The 24,497-nt window shown below is 74.2% G+C and carries 19 protein-coding genes and 1 pseudogene; 9 read left to right on the top strand and 11 right to left on the bottom strand.

All coding sequences use genetic code 11. The features are described 5' to 3' along the window. Positions 1-19: 19 nt before the first annotated feature. Both AC07GB_RS13640 and AC07GB_RS13635 read right to left on the bottom strand, forming a co-directional pair. Positions 20-1,588, bottom strand: coding sequence for a CATRA conflict system CASPASE/TPR repeat-associated protein (locus AC07GB_RS13640; RefSeq protein ID WP_478844787.1), 1,569 nt, complete (start codon positions 1,586-1,588; stop codon positions 20-22). Continuing rightward, the gene (locus tag AC07GB_RS13635) at positions 1,585-1,968 is read right to left on the bottom strand and encodes a CATRA system-associated protein (protein ID WP_478844785.1); all 384 of its coding nucleotides are present in this window, start codon (positions 1,966-1,968) and stop codon (positions 1,585-1,587) included. Before AC07GB_RS13635 ends, AC07GB_RS13640 begins: the two co-directional genes overlap by 4 nt. Positions 1,969-2,247: 279 nt before the next feature. Between AC07GB_RS13635 and AC07GB_RS13630 the strand changes: the two genes are divergently transcribed. The 5 genes from AC07GB_RS13630 to AC07GB_RS13610 all read left to right on the top strand — a co-directional run bounded on the left by AC07GB_RS13630 (position 2,248) and on the right by AC07GB_RS13610 (position 11,937). Continuing rightward, positions 2,248-4,317: a dynamin family protein gene (locus AC07GB_RS13630; protein WP_478844783.1), complete on the top strand. Its 2,070-nt coding sequence runs from the start codon at positions 2,248-2,250 to the stop codon at positions 4,315-4,317. A gap of 127 nt (positions 4,318-4,444) precedes the next feature. Then, positions 4,445-8,431, top strand: coding sequence for an Hsp70 family protein (locus AC07GB_RS13625; protein ID WP_478844781.1), 3,987 nt, complete (start codon positions 4,445-4,447; stop codon positions 8,429-8,431). Further along, entirely contained in the window at positions 8,421-9,326 is a 906-nt protein-coding gene (locus AC07GB_RS13620) for a hypothetical protein (protein WP_478844779.1), read from the top strand. Before AC07GB_RS13625 ends, AC07GB_RS13620 begins: the two co-directional genes overlap by 11 nt. Then, positions 9,323-11,506, top strand: a complete 2,184-nt coding sequence (locus AC07GB_RS13615; protein ID WP_478844777.1) for an Hsp70 family protein — start codon at positions 9,323-9,325, stop codon at positions 11,504-11,506. The genes AC07GB_RS13620 and AC07GB_RS13615 overlap by 4 nt, the downstream gene beginning before the upstream one ends. Before the next feature lie 239 nt (positions 11,507-11,745). Next, a complete protein-coding gene (locus AC07GB_RS13610) occupies positions 11,746-11,937 on the top strand; it encodes a hypothetical protein (RefSeq protein ID WP_478844775.1) in 192 nt (63 codons plus the stop codon). Between the two features lie 42 nt (positions 11,938-11,979). Here AC07GB_RS13610 and AC07GB_RS13605 read toward each other — a convergent pair. From AC07GB_RS13605 to AC07GB_RS13595, 3 genes and pseudogenes are all read right to left on the bottom strand, one after another. After that, positions 11,980-12,178 (bottom strand): annotated as a pseudogene (locus AC07GB_RS13605) (hypothetical protein); the annotation flags it as partial. Positions 12,179-12,306: 128 nt separating this feature from the next. Continuing rightward, complete coding sequence (locus AC07GB_RS13600; protein WP_478844855.1) at positions 12,307-13,563, bottom strand: SLC13 family permease; 1,257 nt, start codon at positions 13,561-13,563, stop codon at positions 12,307-12,309. 202 nt (positions 13,564-13,765) lie between these two features. Further along, positions 13,766-14,965, bottom strand: coding sequence for a serine hydrolase domain-containing protein (locus tag AC07GB_RS13595; RefSeq protein WP_478844773.1), 1,200 nt, complete (start codon positions 14,963-14,965; stop codon positions 13,766-13,768). 63 nt (positions 14,966-15,028) lie between these two features. Here AC07GB_RS13595 and AC07GB_RS13590 point away from each other — a divergent pair, with 63 nt between their 5' ends. Continuing rightward, entirely contained in the window at positions 15,029-15,670 is a 642-nt protein-coding gene (locus AC07GB_RS13590; RefSeq protein WP_478844771.1) for a TetR/AcrR family transcriptional regulator, read from the top strand. 45 nt (positions 15,671-15,715) lie between these two features. On the opposite strand, the gene AC07GB_RS13585 is transcribed toward AC07GB_RS13590, so the two are convergent. The 4 genes from AC07GB_RS13585 to AC07GB_RS13570 all read right to left on the bottom strand — a co-directional run bounded on the left by AC07GB_RS13585 (position 15,716) and on the right by AC07GB_RS13570 (position 17,948). Continuing rightward, on the bottom strand, positions 15,716-16,084 hold the full coding sequence (locus tag AC07GB_RS13585; protein ID WP_478844769.1) for a YbjQ family protein: 369 nt from the start codon (positions 16,082-16,084) through the stop codon (positions 15,716-15,718). Positions 16,085-16,246: 162 nt separating this feature from the next. Then, positions 16,247-16,762, bottom strand: a complete 516-nt coding sequence (locus AC07GB_RS13580; RefSeq protein WP_478844767.1) for a DUF3618 domain-containing protein — start codon at positions 16,760-16,762, stop codon at positions 16,247-16,249. Further along, complete coding sequence (locus AC07GB_RS13575; protein WP_478844765.1) at positions 16,738-17,274, bottom strand: phage holin family protein; 537 nt, start codon at positions 17,272-17,274, stop codon at positions 16,738-16,740. The genes AC07GB_RS13580 and AC07GB_RS13575 overlap by 25 nt, the downstream gene beginning before the upstream one ends. A 2-nt stretch (positions 17,275-17,276) precedes the next feature. Further along, the gene (locus AC07GB_RS13570) at positions 17,277-17,948 is read right to left on the bottom strand and encodes a hypothetical protein (RefSeq protein ID WP_478844763.1); all 672 of its coding nucleotides are present in this window, start codon (positions 17,946-17,948) and stop codon (positions 17,277-17,279) included. A gap of 136 nt (positions 17,949-18,084) precedes the next feature. On the opposite strand from AC07GB_RS13570, the gene AC07GB_RS13565 reads away from it, so the two are divergent. Further along, entirely contained in the window at positions 18,085-19,278 is a 1,194-nt protein-coding gene (locus AC07GB_RS13565; protein WP_478844761.1) for a YihY/virulence factor BrkB family protein, read from the top strand. A 49-nt stretch (positions 19,279-19,327) separates the two neighbouring features. Here AC07GB_RS13565 and AC07GB_RS13560 read toward each other — a convergent pair whose 3' ends face one another. Next, a complete protein-coding gene (locus AC07GB_RS13560; RefSeq protein WP_478844759.1) occupies positions 19,328-20,560 on the bottom strand; it encodes an FAD-dependent oxidoreductase in 1,233 nt (410 codons plus the stop codon). Between the two features lie 176 nt (positions 20,561-20,736). Between AC07GB_RS13560 and AC07GB_RS13555 the strand changes: the two genes are divergently transcribed. Next, the gene (locus AC07GB_RS13555; RefSeq protein ID WP_478844757.1) at positions 20,737-21,840 is read left to right on the top strand and encodes an NAD(P)H-dependent flavin oxidoreductase; all 1,104 of its coding nucleotides are present in this window, start codon (positions 20,737-20,739) and stop codon (positions 21,838-21,840) included. A 175-nt stretch (positions 21,841-22,015) separates the two neighbouring features. Beyond that, positions 22,016-23,572 (top strand): acyl-CoA synthetase, encoded by a 1,557-nt coding sequence (locus tag AC07GB_RS13550; RefSeq protein ID WP_478844755.1) that lies wholly within the window; start codon positions 22,016-22,018, stop codon positions 23,570-23,572. A gap of 22 nt (positions 23,573-23,594) precedes the next feature. Here AC07GB_RS13550 and AC07GB_RS13545 read toward each other — a convergent pair whose 3' ends face one another. Beyond that, entirely contained in the window at positions 23,595-24,317 is a 723-nt protein-coding gene (locus tag AC07GB_RS13545) for an N-acyl homoserine lactonase family protein (protein WP_478844753.1), read from the bottom strand. Between the last annotated feature and the right edge of the window lie 180 nt (positions 24,318-24,497).

The raw sequence follows: 24,497 nt of genomic DNA, 5'->3' as shown, positions 1-24,497 counted from the left end.
GGCTCACGCCGCCTTGTGCTCATGTCCCGTTCGGCCCGTGCCGCCCGTTCCGCCCGTTCTGTGTACGCCGCCTTCGGCCGAGCACGTCGGCCGTCACCGCGACCACCGCACCGGCCCCGGCGCCCACCAGCGACCACCGTGCCTGTTGCGCACCGCCCTCGGTGCCCTCGGCCACCAGGGTCGCCACGGTCCACCCCACCGCCGCGCCCACGGCTCCCAGCAGGACGTGATGCAGCGCGGCGAAAGGGCCCGTACGCACCGCGCTGCGCGACCAGGCGATCACCGTCACGGGCAGCGTCAGGGCGAGCGCCGCCAGCAGGGCGATCACCGGCCCCTGCACCGGGCCGGGCACCGGCACGCGGTAGCCGAACGCCTGGACGGCGGCGAGACCCATCAACAGGGCGCCGACGAAAGAGGTCTGCAACAGCGTCAGGTGCTGTCTGTGGTCGGCCAGGTGCACCTCGGTGGCCGCCAGGGCCTCGCGGGACACCTCGGCGGACGACTCGACGGTCGCCTGGAGGTACTCCAGCTCGTCGTCGATGTCCTGCCGCAGCCGCTCCGCGAGCAACCGGTCACCGCCGAACGGGCTCGCGGCCGGCAGCACGGCTCCCGGCGGCGGATCGAACTCCCCGGGCACGGCCGCCGCGAGGTTGTCCCGGGCGATCTCCACCGTGCGGCGCATCATCCGAAGCCTCGCCGCCGCCACGGTCAGGCCGTGGGCGTCGGCCCTCAACCCGATCAGTACGGCACGCGCGTCGAGGGCCTCGCGCAGCGCGGTCTCCTCCCCGCCGAGCAGGCGCCCGGTGACCTCCCACGCCCGCCGCACCGCCTCACCGGCACGGTCGCGCAGCTCGCCGTGCCGGCTCCGCTCAAGAACGGCCCGCTCGTACCGCAGCTTCGCCGCGTGCAGCACGTAGCGCGTCAAAGGGGCGGGACGGTCCCGGGCGTGCCAGGCGAAGGCGTCGAGCTGCCGCTCCTGGTCGACCGGGGCGAGCGCCACGAGACGCCTGCGCGCCGCCGGGCCGTCGGCCCCGGGCGCCTCCCAGAGGGCGAAGCCCTGCTGGGTGCGGTGCGGCTCGCCTGGGCGGTGCGGCTCATCGGGGCGGTGCGGCTCGCCGGGGCGGTGCGCGAACAGACAGCCCACGTCGGCGGCCACGTCCGGCGCCACCGCCCCGGAGCCGTCCGCCGTGAACAACGCCCCGGCGCTGAGCCCGAGCAGGACGTGCACGGACCCCAGACTCCCCGGACAGGGCCACGGCACCAGCCCCTCAAGGGCTTCCCAGGCGCTCTCCCGCTCCGGCGCCAGCAGGAGCGTGGCCCCGACGACGTCATGGGTCTGGAAGAGCAGCGCCTGACGCAGACCGCCGCCCGTGCGCTGCCGCGCCGCCAGGACGCGGTAGCGGGGCGCGGGCCCGGTGATCGCGGGCACCCGGTCGAGCAGGGGCTCGCCGGGCACGGCCGCGTCGAGGCCGAGGCGGCCGCAGCCGTCCCAGACGCGCTGGACGTGGGGCGTCCGGCCGCCCAGGCCCGCGGGGCCGACCCGGTAGAACACGTGGAGCAGCAGTGCCCGGCGCACCACCGGGCTCACGCGTCCGCCCCGTCCTCGTCGTCGGGGGCGGAGGAGCCGTCCACGTCGGGACCCGCCGAGGAGGCCTGCGAGCGGTTCAGGATCTCCGTGACCAGCACGTTGGACCGCTCGTGCACATCGGCCGGCGCGGGGACCAAGGGCTCGTCCTCGTGGCGCGTGGCCACAAGACGCGGCCCGGCCAGGGCCAGCCGGGCCGCCGCGAGCCGCAGCTGTTCACCGTCACCGGCCCGCCACGCCCGCCCCATGGCCTCGACGGCCGCTGCCACAGCTCCCCATCGGGCGGCGGGCATCCACCACTCTGCGACGCGCCGCAGAGCGGACGACGCCTGCCGGGCCGCCTCTTCGAAGTCGTTTCCCGCCGCCGTGTCCGTATCCGTCACGCTGCCCCCCAGCCGCGCACCCGCCCTCACGCGGGAACGGATGCCGATTGTCTTCGACTCCGCGCGGCCCGTACACCGCTTCGGCGGATCCGGTGTACCGGAAGGCTGCCGACCGCCCGCAGGGCGCACAGGAGCACGACGGTCTTCACCCGTGTGGGGGACGGGTATTGGCCAACCACATCGATCCGGACGAGACTGCGCCCGGTAGGCGGAGTCAGGGCGGCCGACCCGTGGGGGGTGTGCGGCTTCAGCCCGATCGGCCGTAGGGGGGCGTTTCCCATGCGTGACAAGGACGATCTCACCGATTGCAACAAGGACGATCTCACCGATCGCGACAAGGACGATCTCACCGAGCGAATGACGGCTCTGGTCCCCGCTGTGGCGCGGTGCGCGCTCGAAGCGGGCAGACGCGACCTGACCGTACGCCTGGACGAGGTCGAACGGCGGGCGCGGCAGGCGCAGTTGACCGTGGTGGTCCTCGGCGAGTTCAGCAGCGGCAAGTCGTCGCTGCTCAACGCGCTCCTGGAGGACGCGACGCTGTTCCCCGTGGACTCGTACGTCTCGACGCGGGTGCTCACCTCGGTGCGGTGGGGCGCGCGGGAGACCATCACCGTGGAGCTGACCGCCCCGGGCGAGGGCGCCACGGAGGAACGCGACGTGGGGCGCGAGGCACTGCGCGCCCACATCTGCGAGGCCGAGGTGCAGGACGGCACCGCCGACGCCGACGCCGAGCGGGTGCGCACGGCCTCGATCCGCACGCCCAACGCCAAGCTCCGCGACGGCGTCGTCTTCGTCGACACACCAGGCATCGGAGGAGTGCACCGCGGTCACACGGCCGCCGCCCTGGGCGTGCTGCCCCAGGCCGACCTCGTGCTGTACGTGATCGACGCCATGCGGCCGCCGCTGCCGTCCGAGATCGCCTTCGTCGAGCGGGTGGTGCACGCCCTGGGCGCCGACGAGAGCCCGGAGCGGCTGCTGTTCGCCGTGACGAAGGCCGACCAGGCCGCAGACCCCGACCGGGCGGTCGACGACGTCCGCGCCCGCCTCTTCGCGGTTCCGGGGCTCGACGCGCGGTCCGCGGTCCTCGCCGTGTCGAGCCGCAGCCGCCTGCTCCAGCTCACCGGAGCCGAGCCGCCGGCCGGCAGCCTCACCGGCTTTCAGGAGTTGGAGGCGCGCCTGTGGGAGGCCGTCGCCCGCGCCCGGCTGCGGCTGCGCACGGGCGCGGCACTCGCCGAACTGCACTCCGTCGTCCAGGGCCTGCTCGAACCCGTCGAGGAGGCCATCACGGTCCTGGAGACCCGGGACGCGGCAGCCCGCGACAAGCTGGCCGCGGCCGCGGCCGCGCGGCGTGCCGAAGCAGGGCGCCTGGGCGAGGGCTCCGCCACCTGGCCGGCGGACCTGGACACGGCCCTGGCCGACGTCACCGCGGCGCTGCGGGTCCGCGCGGACACCGCGCTCGCCAAGGCCTGGCGCGACCTGCGGGCCCGCTACCGGAGCGACGCCGCCTTCCTCGAAGACCCCCAGGCCGTCCTCGACGAGCTGGCGGGAAAGCTCGCCGTCCTGGCCGGGCAGCTGGGGCGCTCGGCGTCCGACCTGACCGGGGCCGCGTGCGAGGGAGTGGCCGAGCGCGGCGGAATCCGGTTGCGGAGCCCGGTGTTCACCGACCTGCCGCTGCCGCCCCTGCCGGATCCGCTGACCGTACCCGCGCCGTCCGCGACCGCCGCGCCGAGCGCCGTCACCAGCCTCATGACGGCCTTCGACGCCGCCGCCCGCGGGGCGCAGCTGGGCGTGGCCAGGGGCGAAGTCGTCGGCGCCATCGCCTGGGACCAGGCCGTGCAGCTCTCGCTCCCCGGCGGCAGCCGTACGGTCAAAGTGGTGAAGGGCGTCCTCCAGTCGGTGACGGAGGGCGAGGGCTCGCGCGCGCCCACCCCGGGCGTCGTGGCGGGGCGCGTCGTCGGCGGCCTGGTCGGCGCGGTCCTCGCCTTCACCGGGCAGATCCGCGAGACCCGCAAGGCGACGCAGACCGAGCACATCGCGGCCCTCGACCAGCTGTTCGCGCCGTGGGAGGCACAGCAGCGGGACTTCCTGCACGGGGCCGTACAGGACCTCGTCCAGGCCTACGGCGCCCGGGCGCGGGCCGAGCTGCGCGACCGGATCGCACAGCGCCGGGCCGAGTGCGAGACGGCCACGGCCGAAGTGGCCGCGGCGCTGGAAGCGGCCCGCCGTGACGCCGACGCGGCCCTCGCGCCGCTGGCCGCCCGCCGCGACGGCCTGCGGCGGATCGAAAGGGACCTCACGGGCCTCGTCGACGAGCTGCGCGGCCGCCTCGCGGCGGCCGGGGACGACTGACGCGGGCCCCGTCGCGGGCCGTCGCCGCGCTGAGCGGTCGGGCTGAACACGCAGGTGCCGTACGCCTGCCGGGCCGGGCCCGCCCCGGCACGCGGCACCGCCACCCAAGACGGACGGGGACGCACCCATGACCCTTCGGCACAGAGCCGAGCGAGCCGTGCGCGACGCGCTCGGCCGGATCCCCGTGACCACGGGCACGCGGCGCCCTCGCGCACTCCTCGAAGCCCAGCTGCCCAAGCTCACCGCCCCGCTGCGGATCGCGGTCGCCGGGCGGGTCAGCTCCGGCAAGTCCACCCTGGTCAACGCGCTCATCGGCGCCCCCGTCGCGCTCACGGGCAGCGCCCCGCTCACCCTGGTGGTCAGCGTGCTGCGCCACGGGGACCGTACGGCCCTGACCGTCCACCACAAGGACGGGCCGCCCACGCACCTCGAAGGCCTGGGCCGGATCGACGAGTTCACGGCCCGGGGGCACGGGCCGGCGGAACCGCGCCCCGTCGACTTCGTCGAGGTCTTCGGTCCGCACGCCTGTCTGCGGCGGTTCGACCTCGTCGACACGCCGGGATTCGACTCGCCCTACGCGCAGGACACCCAGGAGGCGATGCGCGCCATGGGCGTCGACCGGGACGCGGTGGCCGCTTCTTCGGCCGCCGGGCTCCGTGGCGCCGACGCCGTGATAGCCGTCCTCAACAGCGATGTGACCGCGCCCGACGCCGATGTGCTGCGCCGGTTCCACGACGCCGACGGCACCGGCTTCACGCCGACGCCCGTCACCTCCATCGGCGTCCTGACGAAGGTCGAACTGCTGTGGCCCGGTGAGATCGGGCAGCCGGTCGACGACCCCCGCGACACCGCGCGGAAGCACGCCCGCCGCATCATGGCGTCCGCGCACACCGCGCGCATGTTCCACGACGTACGCCCTCTTTGCAGCCTGTTGGCGGCGGGCGCGGCGGTGTTCGACCACGAGGACGACTTCGAGGCGCTGCACGCACTCGCCGACGTGCCCCCGGGCGAACTGGACCTGAGGCTCGGCCATCTGTCCGGCTTCGTGTCCGCCACCGACCTGCCCCTGCCCGCGGACCGGCGGCGGCGCCTGGCCGAACTGTTCACCCCGTACGGGGTGTCCCTGGCCTGCCGTCTCCTGCGGGACGGCGTGGACCGGCCCGCCGTGCTGCGCAGGGAACTGGAACGACGCAGTGGGATCACCGCGCTGCGCGAGGAGCTGACGGAGCGGTTCGCCGCCCGCAGCGGCCTGATCAAGGTGGCCAGGGTGATCGAGGAGATACGCGGCCTGCCGGCTCTCCTCGCACCGGACACGTCCGACCGGGACCGCGACCTCGTCGTCCGCGCGGTGGAGGCGATCACCGGCCTCGAGCACTCCGAACCCGCCTTCATGGAGTTCGACCTGCTGCTGCGGCACTACACAGGACGGCTACGGCTCCCCGAGCACGCCGCACGGGAACTGGAACGCGTCACCGGCGAACACGGCACCACGGTGGCGGCCCGCCTTGGCCTGCCGCCGGACACGAGCCTGGCCGCACTGGAGCGCGCCGCGCTGGACCGCCTCGCCCACTGGAACGGCCAGCGGCCCCCGCAGGGACCGGGCGACAGAGCCGTGGCCCACGTCCTCAAGCGCCGCTACGACGACGTGTACCACCGGCTGCGGCGGGCCCGGGCGCTCCTCGACGACGTCCCCGCGGGCGACGACGAGCCGGAGCCCGCGCGCCTCCCCGGCGCCACGGACCTCCCCGACCCCTCCGGCCCCTTCGACCGCACCGGCGGCGAGCCGGTCCTCGTGGTCGACCTGGGCACCACCACGTCCTCGGCGATCCTCCTCAGCGACGGCAGGACACGCCTCCTGAAGGAGCCCGGCACCGGACGGGACTGGTGGCCCACGTCGGTGTACGACGACGGCAGGCTGCTCGTCGGCTCCGTCGCGGAAGCCCGCAGGGCGGGCGGCCCGCACTGCTTCCGCACCGAGTTCAAACCCGAGATCGGCAGCCCCGTACCGGTGCTGCGCGGCCCCGGCGGCGCCCACACGGCGGAGGACCTCGCGGTGGCCGTCCTTGCCGCCTTCCGCCGTCGTACGGAGCGGATCCCCGGCGGCGCCCCCGCACGGCTGCTCGTCACGGTCCCGGCGCGCACCGCGGGGCGACGGCGGAACGCGATGATCCGCGCGGGCGAACGAGCGGGCTTCACCGATGTCGAACTGCTCGAAGAGCCCGTGGCCGCCGCCCTCGCCCCGTCCGACGGCGGGCCCTGGCCACCCGGCAGCACCGTGCTCGTCTACGACCTCGGCGGCGGCACCTTCGACGCGGCCCTCGTCGCCATCGGCGAGAAGGGGCACACCCTCCTCGGCACCGCGGGCCTCGCCGACGGCCACGGAGGGCGGGACATCGACTCCGCGATCGTGCGCGACCTGGCCCCGGCCATGGAGGACTGGCTGCGGGCGGCCCCCGGACGAGCCGGTGACCGCGACGAGTTGGCGCGGTTCACCCTGCGCACCGCCATCCGCCTCAAGCACGGCCTGGCGGCCGAGGACTGCCCCGTGGAGACCGTCGTCCCCGGCATGCCGCCGCAGAGCCTGAGCCGCAAGCGCCTGGCGCAGCTCACCGAGGAACTGCTCGCCGACTCGGTCGTCTGCTGTCGCACGCTGCTGGCCGAGACCGGAGTGGATCCGGCGGACGTCGACGTCCTGCTGGTCGGCGGAAGCACCCTGATGCCGTCGGTACGCCCGTACGTGGAGCGGCACCTCGGCACCCGCGTACCGGTCCGCTCCGCGCTTGATCCGGTGCTCGCCGTCGTGGAGGGGGCCGTGAGCTGGGCCGAGGGCATCCCGGACCGGCGGGTCACGAGCGACGAGCCCTCCTCGCTGCGCGCGCCCCTGTCCTGGACCCTGCCGGGCGGCCGGGCGACCCTGGTGCGCTGGTTCGTGGCCCCGGGAGCCACCCATCGCGCCGACACGGCCCTGGCCCGGGTCCGCCTCGCCGACAACAGCCTCCTCGACCTGCACGCGCGTACGGAGGGCCGACTCGAACAGCAGCACGTGTGGCCCGGCGACACGCTGTACTCGGGCACGTGGACGGCGACGACCCTGCGCCCGGCGGGCCCGGCCGACCTCCTGCCCCGCCCACGCGGAGTCCTGCGCTCGCCCGGTGTCGTCACTGCCCTGGCCGTCGCCCCCGACGGCCGCCACGTGGCCCTCGCCGTGCGGGAGGGCCCCGAGGACTCCGTGCTGCGGCTCCTCGACGCCCTCACCGGGGAAAGCAGGGCCGAACTCCGCATCCGTGGCCGGGTCCTGTCCGCGGCGTGGTCCTGCCCGGGGACGTGGCCGGTCTTCGGAGTGTCGGGGTCCGAGGGGTACGAGCACGGCGTGTGCGCCCTCGCCGCCCCGGCCGGCGACGATACGCCGGCGCGACTGCGACACCTGGCGGAGCAGCCCGCGGCGGTCCTCGGCCTCGCGCAACTGCCGGGTGGGCGGGAGGTCGTGGCGCTGTGCGGCGACGGCACGCTACGGATCGTCGACACGACCACGGGAGGGGACCGGGTGGTCGCGGAGTTCCAGCACCGCCCGGCCGTGCTCGCGGTGTGTGCGGACGGCAAGAGGGCCGTGGTGGCCGGCGGCGGTGCGCGTCGGGACGTCGTGCACTTCGTCGACCTCGCAGACGGCGGTCGACGGTCGTCCCGGCCCCTGCCGGCGCAGATCAGAGGACTGGCGTGCGGCCCGGACACCGAGGTCCTGATGGGTGGCGTGACCTCGGACGACCTGGGCTTCGTCGGACATCTGGGACAAGGCGACAGGCTGATGCCCTCCAACGCGCAGCAGGTGCGGGCCGTCGCCGTCTCGCAGGACGGAGCCCTGTTCGCGGCGGTCACCGTCGACGGTCATGCCTGGGTGGGAAGAACAGAGGGCCGCCGCACCTGGACGTGCCTGGGCTACCCGGACACGGCCGTCGCCCTGGCCTTCTCGCCCGACGCCCACTACCTCCACATCGCGGGCGACGCCGGACTCCGCACCTGGGCCCTCACCGCGGCCCACCGCCGGGCGAGCGGCGACCCCGCCGCCCCGGCCGACCCGCCCGCACCGCGACAGGAGCCGAGCCGCCATGACACCTGACAAGGCGCGCACCCCCGAGTCAACTCCCGCCCCGGAAGCGGACCCTGAGGACACCGCCCCTGACGGCCGCCCGCCCCTCGACCCGCGCACTCTGACGGACCTGTTCGCCGCCGCCCGGGGGAGAGCGGTCCCGCCCGCGAGCCTGAGTCCCGCGTACGGCATCGGGCAGGCGGTCGGCAACGCGATCGACGACGTACGCCGCGGCCTGGACGCGGAGCGACTGGATCCGCACACCCGCTACCAGCTCACCCACGTACTCGACGCGCTGAGCACCGCGGTGACGGAGACGGTCCGCGCGGTCCTCACCCAGCACGCCGCGACGGCGCCTGGAGCGCGGGCCGCTGAGGCGGAGGCCAAGACCTGGAGCGACAGGCTCAGGTCGGGCGGGAGCAAGCGGAAGGGCCGCCCGCCCGCCGACCCCCGACGGTCCGCCGCGCCCCGTCCCTCGCCCACCCCGGCCCTCGACGCGGTCGGCAAGGCCCTGCCCCACGTCGAGAAGGCATTCGGAAGGCAGCCCCCGTCGACCGGGCCGCCCGCCCGGCCCTGGTACGAGCACGACGTGATGATGGAACTCATCCAGGACCTCGTCAGCCTCCGCGACCGGGGCCGCGCGGAACGGGTCTGGGACCGCGTCGGGGTGTTCCGGGAACTCCTGCGGGCCCAGGGCATCGAGATCCTCACGTTCGACCCGGGGGTCAAACCGGAACAGCAGGCGGACGCCTTCCACGTGGAGCAGGTGACGCGGGACGCCGCGTGCCGGTACGAGACGGACCTGCCCGCTCTCGTCCTGCACCCCGACGGCGACGACCGCCGCGTCCTCGTACGGGGCAGGGCCCTGCGCCTGCCCGCCACGACCGCTCAGAACAGTGATCCAGGCAAGGAGGGCGACCGATGACCAGGTGGGAACGGACGCCGGAGGACGACAGGAGCCTCGTCATCGGCTTCGACCTGGGCCATGGGGAGACCGCCGTGGCCACCCTGTGGTCATCCGCCGACGGAGAGCCGCACGTGGAGGACATCTCCCGCACCCCGAGCCGCGTACACCCCACCGTCGTCGCCCTCTGCCGGGCGGAGGGCGACGACGGCGGAGCCACGACCCTGGTCGGGGAGCAGTGCTTCGCGGCGGTGTCCGCGCAGCTCGCCCGCGTTCCCGAGGCCTCGCGGGACGGTCTCGTGGCGGGTGAGCCGGAGTTCTACATGGCGTTCAAGCACGCCGGTCTCGACGCGCGGACGCGGCGGGCGACGGACCTGTTCCTGCGGCAGGTGGCCCGGGATCTCGCGTCGGAACGTACCGACGGCGTCGAGACCTCCGGCATCCTCAAGATCACGCCCGGGACGCGGCTGCACTGGGTCTTCGGCGTCCCGTCCGGATGGGACGAGACGGAGTACGAGGAGTACGAGCGGCTCCTGCACGCCACCGTGACCGGACTCTTCCCCGGTCAGAGCGTGGAGTTGGTGCCCGAGTCGCGCGCCGCGATGCTCTACGCCAAGGAGTCGGAGGAGTTCAAGGCCGCCGAGCAGGACCTGATGGGGTCCATAGCCGGGCGAGGCACGGTACTGGTGATGGACATGGGGTCCCTGACGACGGACTACACGTTCGTGTCCGGGATGAGCGAACTGCCCGTCGCCGACTGGAACTCCCGTTTCGGCGCCTCGCTCATCGAGCAGGAGTTGCTGCGCCGCATCGTGGCCCACCACCGCGACAGCGCTCTCCTGGAGGAAGCGCTCGCGCACGACCCGCTCCAGCGCGCGCGGCTGGAGTTCGCCTGCCGTCGTGCCAAGGAGCGGTACTTCGGGCTCTCTCCCGAAGAACTGCGGCTGAATCCCGGACCGCGACGCCTCGGCGGCGACGACGTCGTCACCCGGTCCGGGGAGCTGATCGAGGTCTCCATCCGGCTCTCGCCACCGCTGATGGACGACATCCTGGACACCCGCCTGGACGACCTCGGCCGGTCCTGGCGCACGGCGTTCAGGGAGGCGGTCGACGGCGTGCGCGACAAGCTGGTGAAGGAGACCGGGAAGCCGCCGGACATCGTGCTGATGACCGGCGGGGCGTCCCGGATGCGGTTCGCGCAGGAGATCTGCCTCGACGTCTTCGAGGCGGGGGAGGGCGGCACCCGGGTGCTGCTCGGCGTCCGCCCCGAGCACGCGATCGCCAAGGGCCTGGCCATCGCGGGCCGTACGCGCCGCCGGGTCGAGGGCTTCCTCGCGGAGGTGGACGAACTGGCCCGCGAACGTGTCCCCGCCGTCATCGGTGACAACCTGGAGTCCCTCGGCCTGGCCCTGGGCGTGGTGACCGTGGACCGCATCGTCGACGACCAGGTCTGTCCGGCCGCCGTACGGTGGCGCGAGGGGGAGCTGCGGCTGCTCACGGACATCGCCGTGGAGGTGGCGGCGAAGCGCGAGGCGTACCTCAAGAGCCCCGCGGGACAGGCGAAGCTGACAGAGGTCACACGTGCCTGGTACGCGGAGGTGACCGCGGTGATCGACCGTGAGGCCGCGGCGATCGCGCACCGGTACGGCATCCCGACCGAACCGCTGCGGGTCTCGCCCTTCGGCCCCGCGGCGACGACACCCCGGCCCGACGTCAACCTCGAACCGCTCCTGGAGACGCTGGACACGATCCTCGGCCTGGTGGCGGCCTGGATGACCACCATGACGGCGGGGGCGGCCCTCGGGGTCATCTCGGCGGCGTCGCAGAGCGCGGCAGGGGCCGGAGCCGTGGCCGCGGCGTCCAACCCGATCGGCTGGGTCATCGGCTCCCTCGTGGCGGCCGTGGCCGTGGTGATCGGCATCTGGGTGGGCAAGGACGCCCTGATGAAGTGGATCTCGGGCGCCGACATCGCAGGCCCTGTGCGCAAGCTCAACCGGGAGAAGACCCTCCTCAAGAAGATCCGCGGCCGGGCCGAAGAGGACCGCCTCGAAGCGAAGGCGGCCGAGGACTTCGCGAAGCAGTTCGCCGCCGGCCACCGCGAGACGATCGTCGCCCGCCTCTCCGCAGCCGTCGGAGCCCAGCTCACGGAGGCGGCACGGGAGGCGGCGCTCCTGATCGACCGCCGATCGGGACCGGTGTGAGCTACGGGGAGGGCCCGGGAGCGACCACTGGTGGCTGGTGGCCTGGCCGGTGCTGCGCTCACCGGCTGTGGGTGCGGTACCGGATGCTCCGCCTCCGGCTTGTTCGGCCTGCCGTGCCCCGCGTTTCCGGCCCGGGGGCCGGGGAACCCGAAAAGCACGCCACGGAGAGCCGGTGCCGCCCCACGACGGCACTGCCGCTCCTTCGACCGCCTTCCGACCCAGAGAGAAGTTGACGTGCCGTGACCACGCGCACCGGCAAGAGGGAAGTCCTGCGCCTGTACGAGACCGGCTGGGCGACGGCCCGCCGCCTACGCGGCAGGGGCGTACGCACCTGCGTCCGCCCCGTGGCCGACGACAGCGTTCAGCCCGCGGCGCAGGCGAGTCCTGAGCAGGTGAGTCCTGACGGGAACATAGTGCGGGGCGACGACTGAGGGCTCGCCGGCTTCCGCGGGGCCATCGGCTTCTGCGGGGGCTCACCCGCTTCCGCGCAACCCATCGCGTTCCGCGTGCCGGGATCGAATGATCCGGCAGACCGCTGACGGGCCGCCGGCCGTCGCGCGGAGGTGCGCGATACCGGTGTCCAGGGCCGCCTTGAGGTGGGTCGAGTCGCCGGTGGACATCATGATGGTCACGCCCTCCTGGATGCCCCGCACGCAGCGCGGCTGCCTCATGGGGCACGTCCGCCGGACCGGAGAGGTCGGCACCCCGGAGGCCGTCGCGCACGCGGCGGTGCGGGCTGCGCCTCGACAGCGTGCTGCGCCCTACGCGCGGCTTCCTCGCGCGGCCCGGCGGCACCGCGTTCAGCCTCCGATCACGCGCAGCGAGGCCCACAGCGCCACCACCGAGAGCACCAGCGCGGCGGGCACGGCGAGCAGGCCGAGCCGGGTGAACTCACCCAGGTCCACGTCGCTGTCGTGCTCGCGTACGATCCGCCGCCACAGCAGGGTGGCCAGGGAGCCGGCGTAGGTGAGGTTGGGGCCGATGTTCACCCCGAGCAGCACCGCGAGGACGGCTCCGGGCCCGGCCGGGGCGGTCAGCGGCAGCAGCACCAGGACGGCCGGAAGGTTGTTGATGACATTGGTTAGTACGGCGGCCAGGGCCGCGGTGCCGAGCAGCGCGGCGAGCCCCGTACCGTCGGGTACGGCGTGGCCCAACGCGTCGGCGAGCCCGTTGTCGACGACCGCGCGGACCACGACGCCCAGTGCGAGGACGAAGGCGCAGAACGGCAGGGCCGCGGCACGCACCAGGGCGCTGGGAGTGGTGCGGCGCCGGAGCAGGGCGCGGCCCCCGAGCACGGCCGCTCCCGCCGCTGCGGCCCATGCCGGCTCGATCCCGGCCGCCGAGGTCAGCACGAAACCCACCAGCGTGCCGGCCACCGTGGCCAGGGCGAACACCGGCACCTCGCGAGGTTCCGCGGCGGGCGGCGCCTCCGCTCCGGCGTCGAGGTCGGTGGCGAAGTACCGCCGGACGACCACGTACTCGACACCGATCGCGACCAGCCACGGCAGGGCCATCAGGGCGGCGAACCGCGTGAAGCTCAGCCCGCACGCGGCGAACGCGAGCAGGTTGGTGAGGTTGGACACCGGCAGCAGCAGGGAAGCGCTGTTCGACAGGTGGGCGCAGGCATAGACGTGCGGTGTGGGCCGGGCGCCGAGCCGGGCCGCGGTGGCGAACACCACCGGCGTCAGCAGGACGACCGTGGCGTCCAGGCTGAGCACCGCGGTGATCAGCGAGGCGGCGCCGAACACCTGCACCAGCAACCGGCGCGGGCTCCCGGCCGCCCGCCGGGCCATCCAGGCACCACAGGCCTGGAACAGGCCTTCGTCGTCACACAGCTTGGCCAGGATCAGCACGGCCGCGAGAAAACCGATCACCGGGCCGAGGCGGGCGGTTTCGTCCGCCACGTGGTCCAGCGGGACCGCCCCGGAGGCGACGACCACCCCGGCGGCCGGGACGGCGACGACCGCCTCGGGCCAGCCCCACGGCCGGATCACCGCGCAGGCCAGCACCGCCAGGAGCATCGTGGCGGAGAGGATTTCGGCGAGGGGGGTGTTCAGGAGCGGAGCCTTTGCAACGAGGTGGGGGAGGAGGGATACGGCAGGACAGCATGATCCGCTGTCGTGTCATCCTCCAAATCCACGGGGGCCCGGCGGTGGACGCCCTCGCTTCCGGGGCGGCCGGACCATCCGGGCGCGCGCGTCTACCGCCCACCGGTTACGTCAGGGCGCTGAAGCCGACCGGTCGGGTGCGGGCTTCCGGTCATCGGGAGCGGTCGCAGTACCCCTTTTGGAAAGCGGTCCAGAAGGGCGCGTCGATCCCTGTGTCGACGAGGGGGTTCCAGTTGGTGTGGGCCACGAGCTGCCCGTGCCCGTCACGGCTGTTGAGGGCGAAGGTCAGGTATCCGGGCGCGCTGCCTCCGTGGCCGTAGGCGGGGCCGCACTCCGTGGCGTAGACGTACATCCCCAGGCCGTAGCCGACCGCGGGGCGGGGGCTGCCGGTCGTGGGGACGGTGTCGTCGAGCATCCGCCGCAGGACGGCCGGGGGCAGCAGGCGCCCGCGCAGCAGGGCCCGGTAGAAGCGCGCGGTGTCGGCCGCGGTGGTCACGAGGGCGCCCGACGCCCCGGCTTCGGACGGGCTGAGGGAGGTGACGTCGTAGCGGGCGGGGTCCGGCACGTGCGGCAGCAGGCGGGAGACGTCCGCGTAGCCGTGCGCGTGGGGCCCGTCGATGGTGGGGTCCGCCAGCGGGTACGAGGTGTTCCGCAGGCCGAGCGGCTTGAGGATGCGTCGTTCGAGGTTGCTGCGCAGGTCGCGGTCGGTGACCCGTTCGACGATCAGGTCGAGCAGCAGGTAGTTGGTGTTGGAGTAGCGGAACCGGGTGCCGGGCGCGGGGAAGTACCGGTCTTCGCCGAGGCCGATGGCGATCAGCTGGTCACGGGGCCAGTACTGGTCGAGGCCGCGGAAGCGGGGGAGCAGCCCGTCGAGGTAGTCGTACAGGCCGCTCGTGTGGTTGAGCAGCTGGCGGACGGTGATGGGCGCGCCGGACAGGGCGTTGCCGGCGCTGACCTGGTCGGGCAGCAGGCGCTGCACGGTGTCGTCGAGCCGCAGCCGGTGCTCGGCCACGAGTTGCAGGACGACCGTCGCGGTGAAGGTCTTGGTGAGGCTTCCGGCGCGGAACCTCAGGTCCGGGCTCATCGGAGCGCCGGTGGACCGGTCCGCGACACCGGCCGCGCCGAAGCGGGTCCGCGAGCCGTCGCGGGCCAGCAGGAACGCGCCGGGGTTCGGGCGCGGGGCGGCCACCACCCGCTCGGCCAGCGCCTGCAAGTCCGGATCGCGGGCGGGACGGCGGCTGTCCTCTGCCTGGCCGGCACCGGCCGGGCCGGCCGCGGCCACGCCGGAGGGCAGGAGGAAGGCGAGAGCAAGTGCCAGGCCCAGTAAGCGGATTGAGCGACGTCGGATCATCGAAAGCCCTCCGTTCCGGTAGCAATATATGCGTACGGTTATAGCGCAGGGTACCTTCTTCACGTGCCGAGAGTCGCCGACCATGACGCCCGCCACGGGCAGATCACCGACGCCGTCCAACGCCTGATCGTGCGGGACGGCCTGGCCGCCGTGACCGTCGCGCGGACCGCGGCCGAAGCGGGCATGTCCGTGGGGCTCGTGCAGCACTACTTCACGGCGAAGGACGAGATGCTCCTAGCCACGTTCACCCGCGTGAACGCGCGCTTCAGCGCGCGCGTGGAGGAGCTGGTGAACCGCGGCGAGGCCGAGGGCCGCACCATCGCCGCGATGCTGCGGCAGGCCCTGGCCGAGCTGATCCCGCTCGACGAGGGCCGCCGCGCCGAGTTCCTGGTCCGCCTCGCCTTCGCGGACCGGGCCGCGCACCACTCCCGCCTCGCCGCCGTCCAGGGAGCGACCCTCGCGGGGATCCGCTCACGCGTCTCCCGGGCCATCGACAACGGCACCGCCTGCGGCGAGGTCGCCCAGGGGGTCGACGCCGCGGGCCAGGCCCTGCGGATCGTCGCCTTCGCCGAAGGGCTCGCCCTGCACACGCACGTCGACCCCGTCGGCACACCGGAAGCGGCGGTCCTCGCCGCCCTGGACGAGCACCTCGCCCGCGTCTTCACCGGAACGTGCCGACGTGCCCGGCGCCGGGAAGAAGGCTGAGGCGCGGCCGCCCGTGGCCCCGGCTCGGGGGCTGGTCCGCAGCGGCTAGCCCTGGGGGGCGAGCACGACGGCGGTTCCGTACGCGCACACCTCCGTGCCCACGTCCGCCGCCTCCGTCACGTCGAAGCGCATCATCAGGACCGCGTTGGCGCCGCGGGCCCTGGCCTGCTCCACCAGCCGTTCCATCGCCTGGTTCCGCGTTTCGACCAGGGTCTTGGTCAGCCCCTTCAGCTCGCCGCCGACCAGGGACTTCAGGCCCGCGCCGATCTGTGAGCCGAGGTGCCGCGAGCGTACCGTCAGGCCGAAGACCTCGCCGATGACCCGCTGCACCTGATATCCGGGAACGTCATTGGTGGTCACCACCAAGACGTCGGACTGCTCTGTCTGGCCGCCGCCGAAATCCTCGATGCCCATGCGTGTGCACCTCCTGGAGGTCAGCATCGCCTGCTCGGCGGCGTCGTGCCAGTGGGCCGCGCCCGGTGCTCCCCACGGGGAGCGCGGGCGCGGGCGCGCGAAGGCTCCGCGCACCCGGCCCCGGCCGCGAGCCGGGACGGGGTGCGCGGAGGGGTGCCGTGGTCACTCCGATGTGCGGGCCCGGCGGGCCGTGGTGCGGGCCGCCTCCTGGGCGGTGTCCCTGATCGACGACGCGGCCTCGCGGGCCGGTTCGCGCAGCTGGGCCCCGGCCTCGCGGGCGGCCTCCTGGGCGGTCTCCTTCACGGGGGCCACGAGGTCATCGGAGTGGTCGCGCACGCGCTGGCCGACCCGGGTCTCGGCGCTGGTCGGCGGGAACAGCGCGCCGACCAGCAGACCCGCGCCGAAGGCGACCACCCCGGCCGCCAGGGGGCTGCCCTGGGTCTGGGCGCGCACGCGCTCGGGCATCTGCCCCGCGGTGTCGCCGACCTGTGTGGTGGTGGCCTGGGCGGTGCCCATGAGCCGGTCCTTGACGGTCGCGGCGCGGGAGCGCACGGCCTGCGTGCGGCGGCGCACCACACGGGGCGGGCTGATCCGCTCGGCGAGGCGGTCCACACTGTCGGACAGGTGCGCGCGGGTCTCCTCGGTCTCCTGCCTCAACTGGTCGGGTGTCGGGCCCATTTGGCGTCCTCCTTCAACGAGTCCTTGGTGCGTTCGGGGGTGAGCTGCACGCCGCGCATCCGCTTGCGTCCCGTGACGTAGAGGACCGCGCCGACCACCGCCCACACCACGGCGACGATCAGGGCGGCCCACGCGCGGTCCATGACGTGGTCGAGGCCGAAGACCGCGGCGAGACTGGCGAGCGCGAGGGCGAGCCCGATGGCGTACCCGGAGCCCCCGTACAGGCCGGCCGCCTGCCCCGCCTGCCCGCCCTGCTCCTTCAACTCGGCCTTCGCCAGCTCGACTTCGGTGCGCACGAGGTGAGTGAGGTCGCTCGTCACCTCACCGACGAGCTGCCCGATGGACGCTTCGCGGTCGCGGTCGTAGTCGCGCGCGTGGTGCGGGGGTACGTGGCCGCGGTCCGGGTCGCGCTCGTGCACGGGGACCGGGACGGGGCCGCGGCCCGCCGCGCCAGGCATCTCCGGACGCTCGGCGCGCCGGGCCGAGGGGCGGTCGGTGTGCGGTGCGGGCACGGTCACCACCCCCGGCCGGTCGGCGGCGGAGCCGTCGGGCCGGGAGGCTCCGGCGTCGCAGAGCCGAGACGCGGCATGGGCGGTGGCCCCTCACCCGGAGCCAGGGCGGGGTCGGGCGGATAGGCCGGAGCGGGCACTTCGCGGGCGGGGGCCTCCCGGCCGGACGTCTCCCCGGCGGGGACCTCCCGACGCGGCTCGTCCGCCTCGGCGTGAGCGGCCGCCGTGGACGAGCCCGCCGCCGCGGCGCCCCGGCCGACGCGGGAGGCCGCGAACCCGGCGAGGGCCGCACCGACGAGGAAAAGGCCCGGGCGGCGCCGGGCGAAGTGCCGCACGTCGTCGACGAGGTCGGCGGCGCCGCCGTGCTCGATGCGGTCGGCGACGCGGTGGCCGCCGCCCGCCACCTGCCGCACCAGCGAGGCCGCGGGAGAGTCCGGCTTGCCGCTCTCGCCCATGTGCCGCAGGTCCGTCGACAGCTGGCGGAGGGTGTCCGCCAGGCGCCGCAGCTGCGCCTCGGTCTCGTCCACGGCCTGCTCGCGCAGCCGCTCGTACAGGTCCCGGCCCCGGTCGGCGGACTCGTGCAGCACGTCGGCCGCGCCCTCGCGGGCGGCGCCCGCGACACCGGGCCCCGCCGCCCGGCCCCGGCCGGTCTCGTGGGGCCTGTCGATCCGATCCATGGTGCCTCCTCGTGCCGGATGCTGATGTCGGACGCGGCGCCGGGTACCCGGGGCGCTGATCGGAACACCGTCCGTACACGACACGCGACGGAGCATTCCGGATTGGTGGGGGAGCGATCGGGACACCCGTGCCCGTATGGCAGACGGCGACGAGCGAGTGAACCGGCGAAACAGCGAGGTGGCCGACGCGCGGCAGCGGCCACAACCGGCCCCGGAGACGACGACAGCGGAGCGCGGCGACCACCCGCGCGCCACCGGCACGGCCGACGCTCCGCGGGAGCGGCGGCCGGACGCCGCGGCGGACGAGGCCGGACAGGAACGGGAGGCCGGCCCCGGCCAGGAGGTCGAGCGGGCCGCCCCGGACGAGCCGAGCCAGTTGGCCGCCCGCTCCTGGTGGGCGGTGCTGCGGCGCACCGTGAAGGAGTTCATGGACGACGACCTGCCCGACCGCGCCGCCGCCCTGACGTACTACAGCGTGCTCTCCCTCTTCCCGGCGCTCCTGGTCCTGGTGTCCGTGCTCGGGGTGATCGGCGAGTCCGCCACGCGCACCGTGCTCGACAACCTCGACGACCTGGCGCCGGGCCCGGTGCGCGACCTGCTGACGGACGCCGTACGGCAGTTGCAGGACCGGGGCGGGGTCAGCGGTGTGGTGGCCCTGGCGGGTCTCGCGGCGGCGGTCTGGTCCGCGTCCGGCTACGTAGCCGCCTTCATCCGCGCGGCCAACGCCGTCTACGACGTGGCCGAGGGCCGCCCCGTGTGGAAGCTGACCCCGCTGCGGCTCGGGCTCACCCTGATCCTGATGGTGCTGCTCGCCGTCAGCGCGCTGATCGTGGTCTTCACGGGCCCGCTCGCCGAGCGCGCGGGTGATGCCATCGGGGCGGGCGACGTGGCGGTCACGGCGTGGTCCATCGCGAAGTGGCCGGTGCTCTTCGTCCTGGTCGTCCTGATGATCGCGCTGTTGTTCTGGCGCGCGCCCAACGCCCGCTCCTCCGGCTTCCGCTGGATCAGCCCCGGCAGCGCCCTGGCCGTCGTCCTGTGGCTGATCGCCTCCGCGGGCTTCGCCGTGTACGTGGCCAACTTCGGCTCGTACAACAAGACGTACGGCACACTCGCGGGTGTCATCATCTTCCTCGTCTGGCTGTGGCTGACGAACCTGGCGGTCCTCCTGGGCCTGGAGTTCGACGCCGAACTGGCCCGCCAGCGCGCGATCAGCGGCGGGATGCCTGAGACGCAGGAGCCGTACGTGGAGCCGCGCGACACCCGCAAGTGGCCGCGCGAGCTGCGGAAGCGGCTGCGCAAGAGCGGCGGCGACGAGCAAGGGGGCCGGTAGGGGCGGCTCCCGCCCGAGGGCGGTGTCCGCCTCCGGCGCGGTCGGCCGGTCACCGGCGGGCGAACCCCGGCGCGTGCTCCGGCCGCACCCCCACCCCGCCCAGATACCCGGCGACCGTCCGCAGCGGCGGCACCTTCTGGAGCAGCTTGAGCGGCAGCGGGAGGCGGTCACCGCGCAGCGTCCCGGCCAGGGCGGGCCGCAGCAGCGTCTCGTGCTCGCCCCGCTGGGACGCGTGCGTCACGGCCGTGGGCAGCCGGCGCCGCTTCTGCACCCGCTCCAGGTCCCGTACGCCGACGTCGCCACGGCGCAGCGGCGCGGCGAGGAGACGGGCCGCCGCCACCGCGTCCTGCACCGCGAGGTTGACGCCGACGCCGCCGACCGGCGACATGATGTGCGCCGCGTCCCCGATGCACAGCAGTCCTTCGCGGTACCAGCGGCGCAGCCGGCCCATGGTGACCTCGAGGAGCTTCACGTCGTCCCAGGACTCGATCCCGCGCAGCGCCTCGCGGTCCCAGTCGAGCAGGGTGGCGAGCCGGTCCCGGAACCACTCGATGCCGTGGGCCCGCAGCCGGGCGTCCGCGCCCTTCTCGATGAGGTAGGAGGTCTGGTAGTAATCGCCGCGGTCCATGGTGGCGGCGACCTGGCCGTCGCGGACGCTGAGGAACACGCGGCCGTCCTTGACCGCGTCGCGCGGTGCCGGCACGCGCACCTGCCACACGTCGATCGGGACGTCGAAGTACTCGGGCGTGAGCCCAGCCTCCTGGCGCACCCGGGAGCGGCGGCCGTCGCAGGCGACGGTGAGGTCGGCGGCCAGTTCGCCGTGGCCCCCGTGCTCGTCCACGAACGTCACGCCGGTGACGCGGCCGCCGGGGTCCGTGCGCAGGCCCGTCACCTCCGTCCGCATCCGCAGGGTGAACGCCGGCTCCTCGGCGGCCGCGCCCGCCAGCAGATCGAGGAAGTCCCACTGCGGCACCATCGCGATGTACTTGTGGCGGCCGGGGATGCCGCGCAAGCTGCCCGCTACGACCGTCGTGCCGTCGATGCGCATCCGCATCTCGTGGAGCTTGCGCGCGGGCAGCGCGGCGAAGCGCTCGCCCAGGCCAAGCTCGTCGAGCAGGCGCAGGGTGGAGGGGTGCACGGTGTCCCCGCGGAAGTCGCGCAGGAAGTCCCCGTGCTTCTCCAGGACGGTCACCTCGACCCCGGCCCTGGCCAGCAGCAGGCCGAGCATCATGCCCGCGGGCCCGCCACCCACCACACAGCACGTCGTGCGCTCGCGTTCCATGTCCGCCACCTCGTCCCTCCCAGGGCGCCTCGTCCCATCGGGCGCCGCCCGCACAGCACTCTAACCGATCGGTCAGACATCTGACCGATCGGTCAGCCACGTGGTCTTCGCGGTGAATCTGACGTTGCATCAGAAAATCTCTTCCGTCGTCCGGGCGCCTGCGGCATCCTGCGCCCATGCAGACGGAGCTGAGCAAGCGACTGGGAGCCGAGCACGCCGTCTTCGGCTTCACGCCGTTCCCCGCGGTGGCCGCCGCCATCAGCAGGGCCGGGGGCTTCGGGGTGCTCGGCGCGGTGCGCTACACGGCGCCCGACGACCTCGCGCGCGACCTCGACTGGATGCAGGACCACGTGGACGGCAGGCCCTACGGCCTCGACGTGGTGATGCCCGCGCGGAAGGTCGAGGGCGTCAGCGAGGCCGACGTCGAGGCGATGATCCCCGAGGGCCACCGGCAGTTCGTCAAGGACACCCTGGCCCGGCACGGGGTGCCCGAGCTGGCCGAGGGCGAGGCGGCGGGCTGGCGGATCACCGGCTGGATGGAGCAGGTCGCCCGCGGCCAGCTCGACGTCGCCTTCGACTACCCGATCAAACTCCTTGCCAACGCCCTCGGTTCACCGCCCGCGGACGTCGTCGCGCGCGCCCATGAGGAGGGGGTGCTCGTCGCCGCGCTCGCGGGCAGCGCCCGGCACGCGCGCAAGCACGCCGAGGCCGGCCTCGACATCGTGGTCGCCCAGGGCTACGAGGCGGGTGGCCACACCGGCGAGATCGCCTCCATGGTCCTCACGCCCGAAGTCACCGAGGCCGTCGCGCCGTTGCCCGTGCTCGCCGCGGGCGGCATCGGCAGCGGCGAACAGGTCGCCGCCGCCCTCGCCCTGGGCGCCCAGGGCGTGTGGCTGGGCTCGGTCTGGCTCACCACGACCGAGGCGGACCTGCACTCCCCGGCCCTCACCCGCAAGCTGCTCGCCGCGGGGTCAGGTGACACGGTCCGCTCCCGCGCGCTCACCGGCAAACCCGCGCGGCAGCTGCGTACCGCGTGGACGGAGGCCTGGGACGACCCGGCGGGGCCCGGCGCGCTGCCCATGCCGTTGCAGGGGCTGCTCGTCGCCGAGGCTGTCTCGCGCATCCAGAAGTACGAGGTGGAGCCGCTGCTCGGCACGCCCGTCGGGCAGATCGTCGGCCGGATGACGTCCGAGCGCAGCGTCCAGGCCGTCTTCGACGACTTGACCAGCGGCTTCGAGCGCGCCGTCACACGGCTCAACCGCATCGCCGGCCGTGCGTGACCGCGTCGGCGGGCGGACCTGACCGCGTTTCCGCACACACCCGACCCCGCGCTCCTGACCGTGTCTCCGTACGAACCCGGTCGTGTCTCCGTACGAACCTGGTCGCGTCTCGTACGCACCCGATCGCGTACGAACCCGACCGCCCCGGCCCGAACCCGCCCGAGGAGGCAGCCCGATGACCGACAGCGCCCCGCCCAACGGCTTCTGGGCCCAGGCGACCGCAGACCCGGACCGGACCGTGCTCACCGCGCCCGACGGGACCCCGTGGACGGCGGGCCGCCTGCACGCCCGCGTCAACCAGCTCGTGCACGGGCTGCGCGCGGCGGGCCTGGAGCGCGGTGACGCGTTCGCCGTCGTCCTGCCGAACGGCGTCGAGTTCCTCACGGCCTACCTCGCCGCCTCGCAGGCGGGCCTCTATCTCGTCCCCGTCAACCACCACCTCGTCGGCCCGGAGATCGCCTGGATCGTCGCGGACTCCGGCGCCAAGGTGCTCATCGCCCACGAGCGGTTCGCCGACGCGGCGACGGCCGCCGCCGACGAGGCCGGCCTCCCGACAGCGCACCGCTACGCCGTCGGCGACGTCCCCGGCTTCCGCCCGTACGCCGAACTCCTGGCCGGGCAGCCCGAGTCGGCGCCGCGGGACCGGACGCTCGGCTGGGTCATGAACTACACGTCGGGCACGACGGGACGGCCGCGCGGCATCCGCCGCCCCCTGCCCGGAAAGCCCCCGGAGGAGGCCTACCTCGGCGGCTTCCTCGGCATCTTCGGCATCAAGCCCTTCGACGGCAACGTGCACCTGGTGTGCTCCCCGCTCTACCACACCGCCGTCCTGCAATTCGCGGGCGCCGCCCTGCACATCGGACACCCCCTGGTCCTCATGGACCGGTGGACGCCCGAGGAGATGCTGCGCCTCATCGACCGCCACCAGTGCACGCACACGCACATGGTCCCGACCCAGTTCCACCGCCTGCTCGCGCTGCCCGACGCGACCAGGGCCGCGTACGACGTGTCGTCGATGCGGCACGCGATCCACGGGGCCGCGCCCTGCCCCGAGCACATCAAGCGGGCGATGATCGACTGGTGGGGGGAGTGCGTAGAGGAGTACTACGCGGCCAGCGAGGGCGGCGGCGCCTTCGCGACCGCCCGGGACTGGCTGAAGAAGCCCGGCACGGTCGGCAAGGCCTGGCCGATCAGCGAACTCGCCATCTTCGACGACGCGGGCGACCCGGTGCCGCCCGGTGAACTCGGCACCGTCTACATGAAGATGACCACCGGCGGCTTCTCGTACCACAAGGACGAGGCGAAGACGCGTGAGAACCGCGTCGGAGACTTCTTCACCGTCGGCGACCTCGGCTATCTGGACGAGGACGGCTACCTCTACCTCCGCGACCGCAAGATCGACATGATCATCTCGGGCGGCGTCAACATCTACCCCGCCGAGATCGAGTCCGCCCTCCTCACCCACCCCGCGGTCGCGGACGCCGCCGCCTTCGGTGTCCCGCACGACGACTGGGGCGAGGAGGTCAAGGCCGTCGTCGAGCCCGCGCCTGGCCGGCCTGCGGACGACGCGCTCGCCGCGGACATCCTGCGCCACTGCGAGCGGCGCCTGGCGGGTTACAAGCGGCCTAAGAGCGTCGACTTCGTCGCGGCCATGCCTCGCGATCCGAACGGCAAGCTCTACAAGCGGCGGCTCCGGGAGCCGTACTGGAAGGGCCGGGAGAAGCCGGTCTGAGGCTCCGCCCCGCCCGCGACGGCTACCACGGCTCTCGGGAGAGGCCCGGCGCCCGCTCCCACACCGAGGCGTCGTGGGCGAAGCAGACCCTCCGCGGTTCGAACGCGGCGAGCCGCTCCAGCCAGGGCGGGTACGCGGGCAGCGGCGCCGCCACGCCGTCCAGCGCGGCCCGCCGGGCGAGCTGGTCCCCCGCGAACTCAGAGGCGAAGTCCCGGGCCTGGCCCGCGAGGACCACGGCGCCGTCCGCCCGGCGCACGACCAGCGACTGGTGCCCGTCGGTGTGCCCGGGCGTCGGGACGATCCACACCCCGGGCCAGACCTCCGCCTCGCCGGACAGCTCTCGGTAGCGCACGCCGGGGAAGTCGACGAGGTGGCCCGCGGTGTAGCCGTCCCGGCGCGCGGCGGCCAGCTCCGCCTTCTGCACGAGCACCGGCCTGCCCGCCAGGAGGGGGTTGCCGCCGCAGTGGTCGAAGTGCAGATGGCAGTTCACGACGAGCGTGATGTCGTCCGGGGTGACTCCGGCGTCCGCCAGGGCCTGCCGGAGCGGGCGGCGGCGTGGCCGGTAGTGGGCCTCGGTGTCGGGTCCTGCCTCGCCGATGCCGGTGTCGAAGAGCAGCAGGCCCCGCTCGTGCCGCACCAGATAGGCGAGCACGGGCTCCACCCGTGGCTCCGGCCCGCCCGCTTCGGAGGCGGGCCGGACGAAGTATCCGAGGTCGAGTCGGCGTATCCCTGTGCGGTTCGGCATGCGGGGAGCCTGCCCGGAGCGCGGCGCCCGTGCTCGTCGCGTCTGCTGTGGGCAGAAGCGGATGGGCAGAAGCGGGTGGGCAGAAGCGGGTGGGCGGTAGCGGGTCGGCGGAAGCGGAGCGAGGGGGCCCGTCCCGGGGCAGGGCCTTCCTCCGCTGGTCGCGCGCCCGTACGTCGCGGG

It is taken from the genome of Streptomyces sp. NPDC045778, from assembly GCF_056431945.1.
The sequence above is the reverse complement of the archived record's forward strand: the minus strand, read 5'-3'. Positions and strand labels throughout refer to the sequence as shown.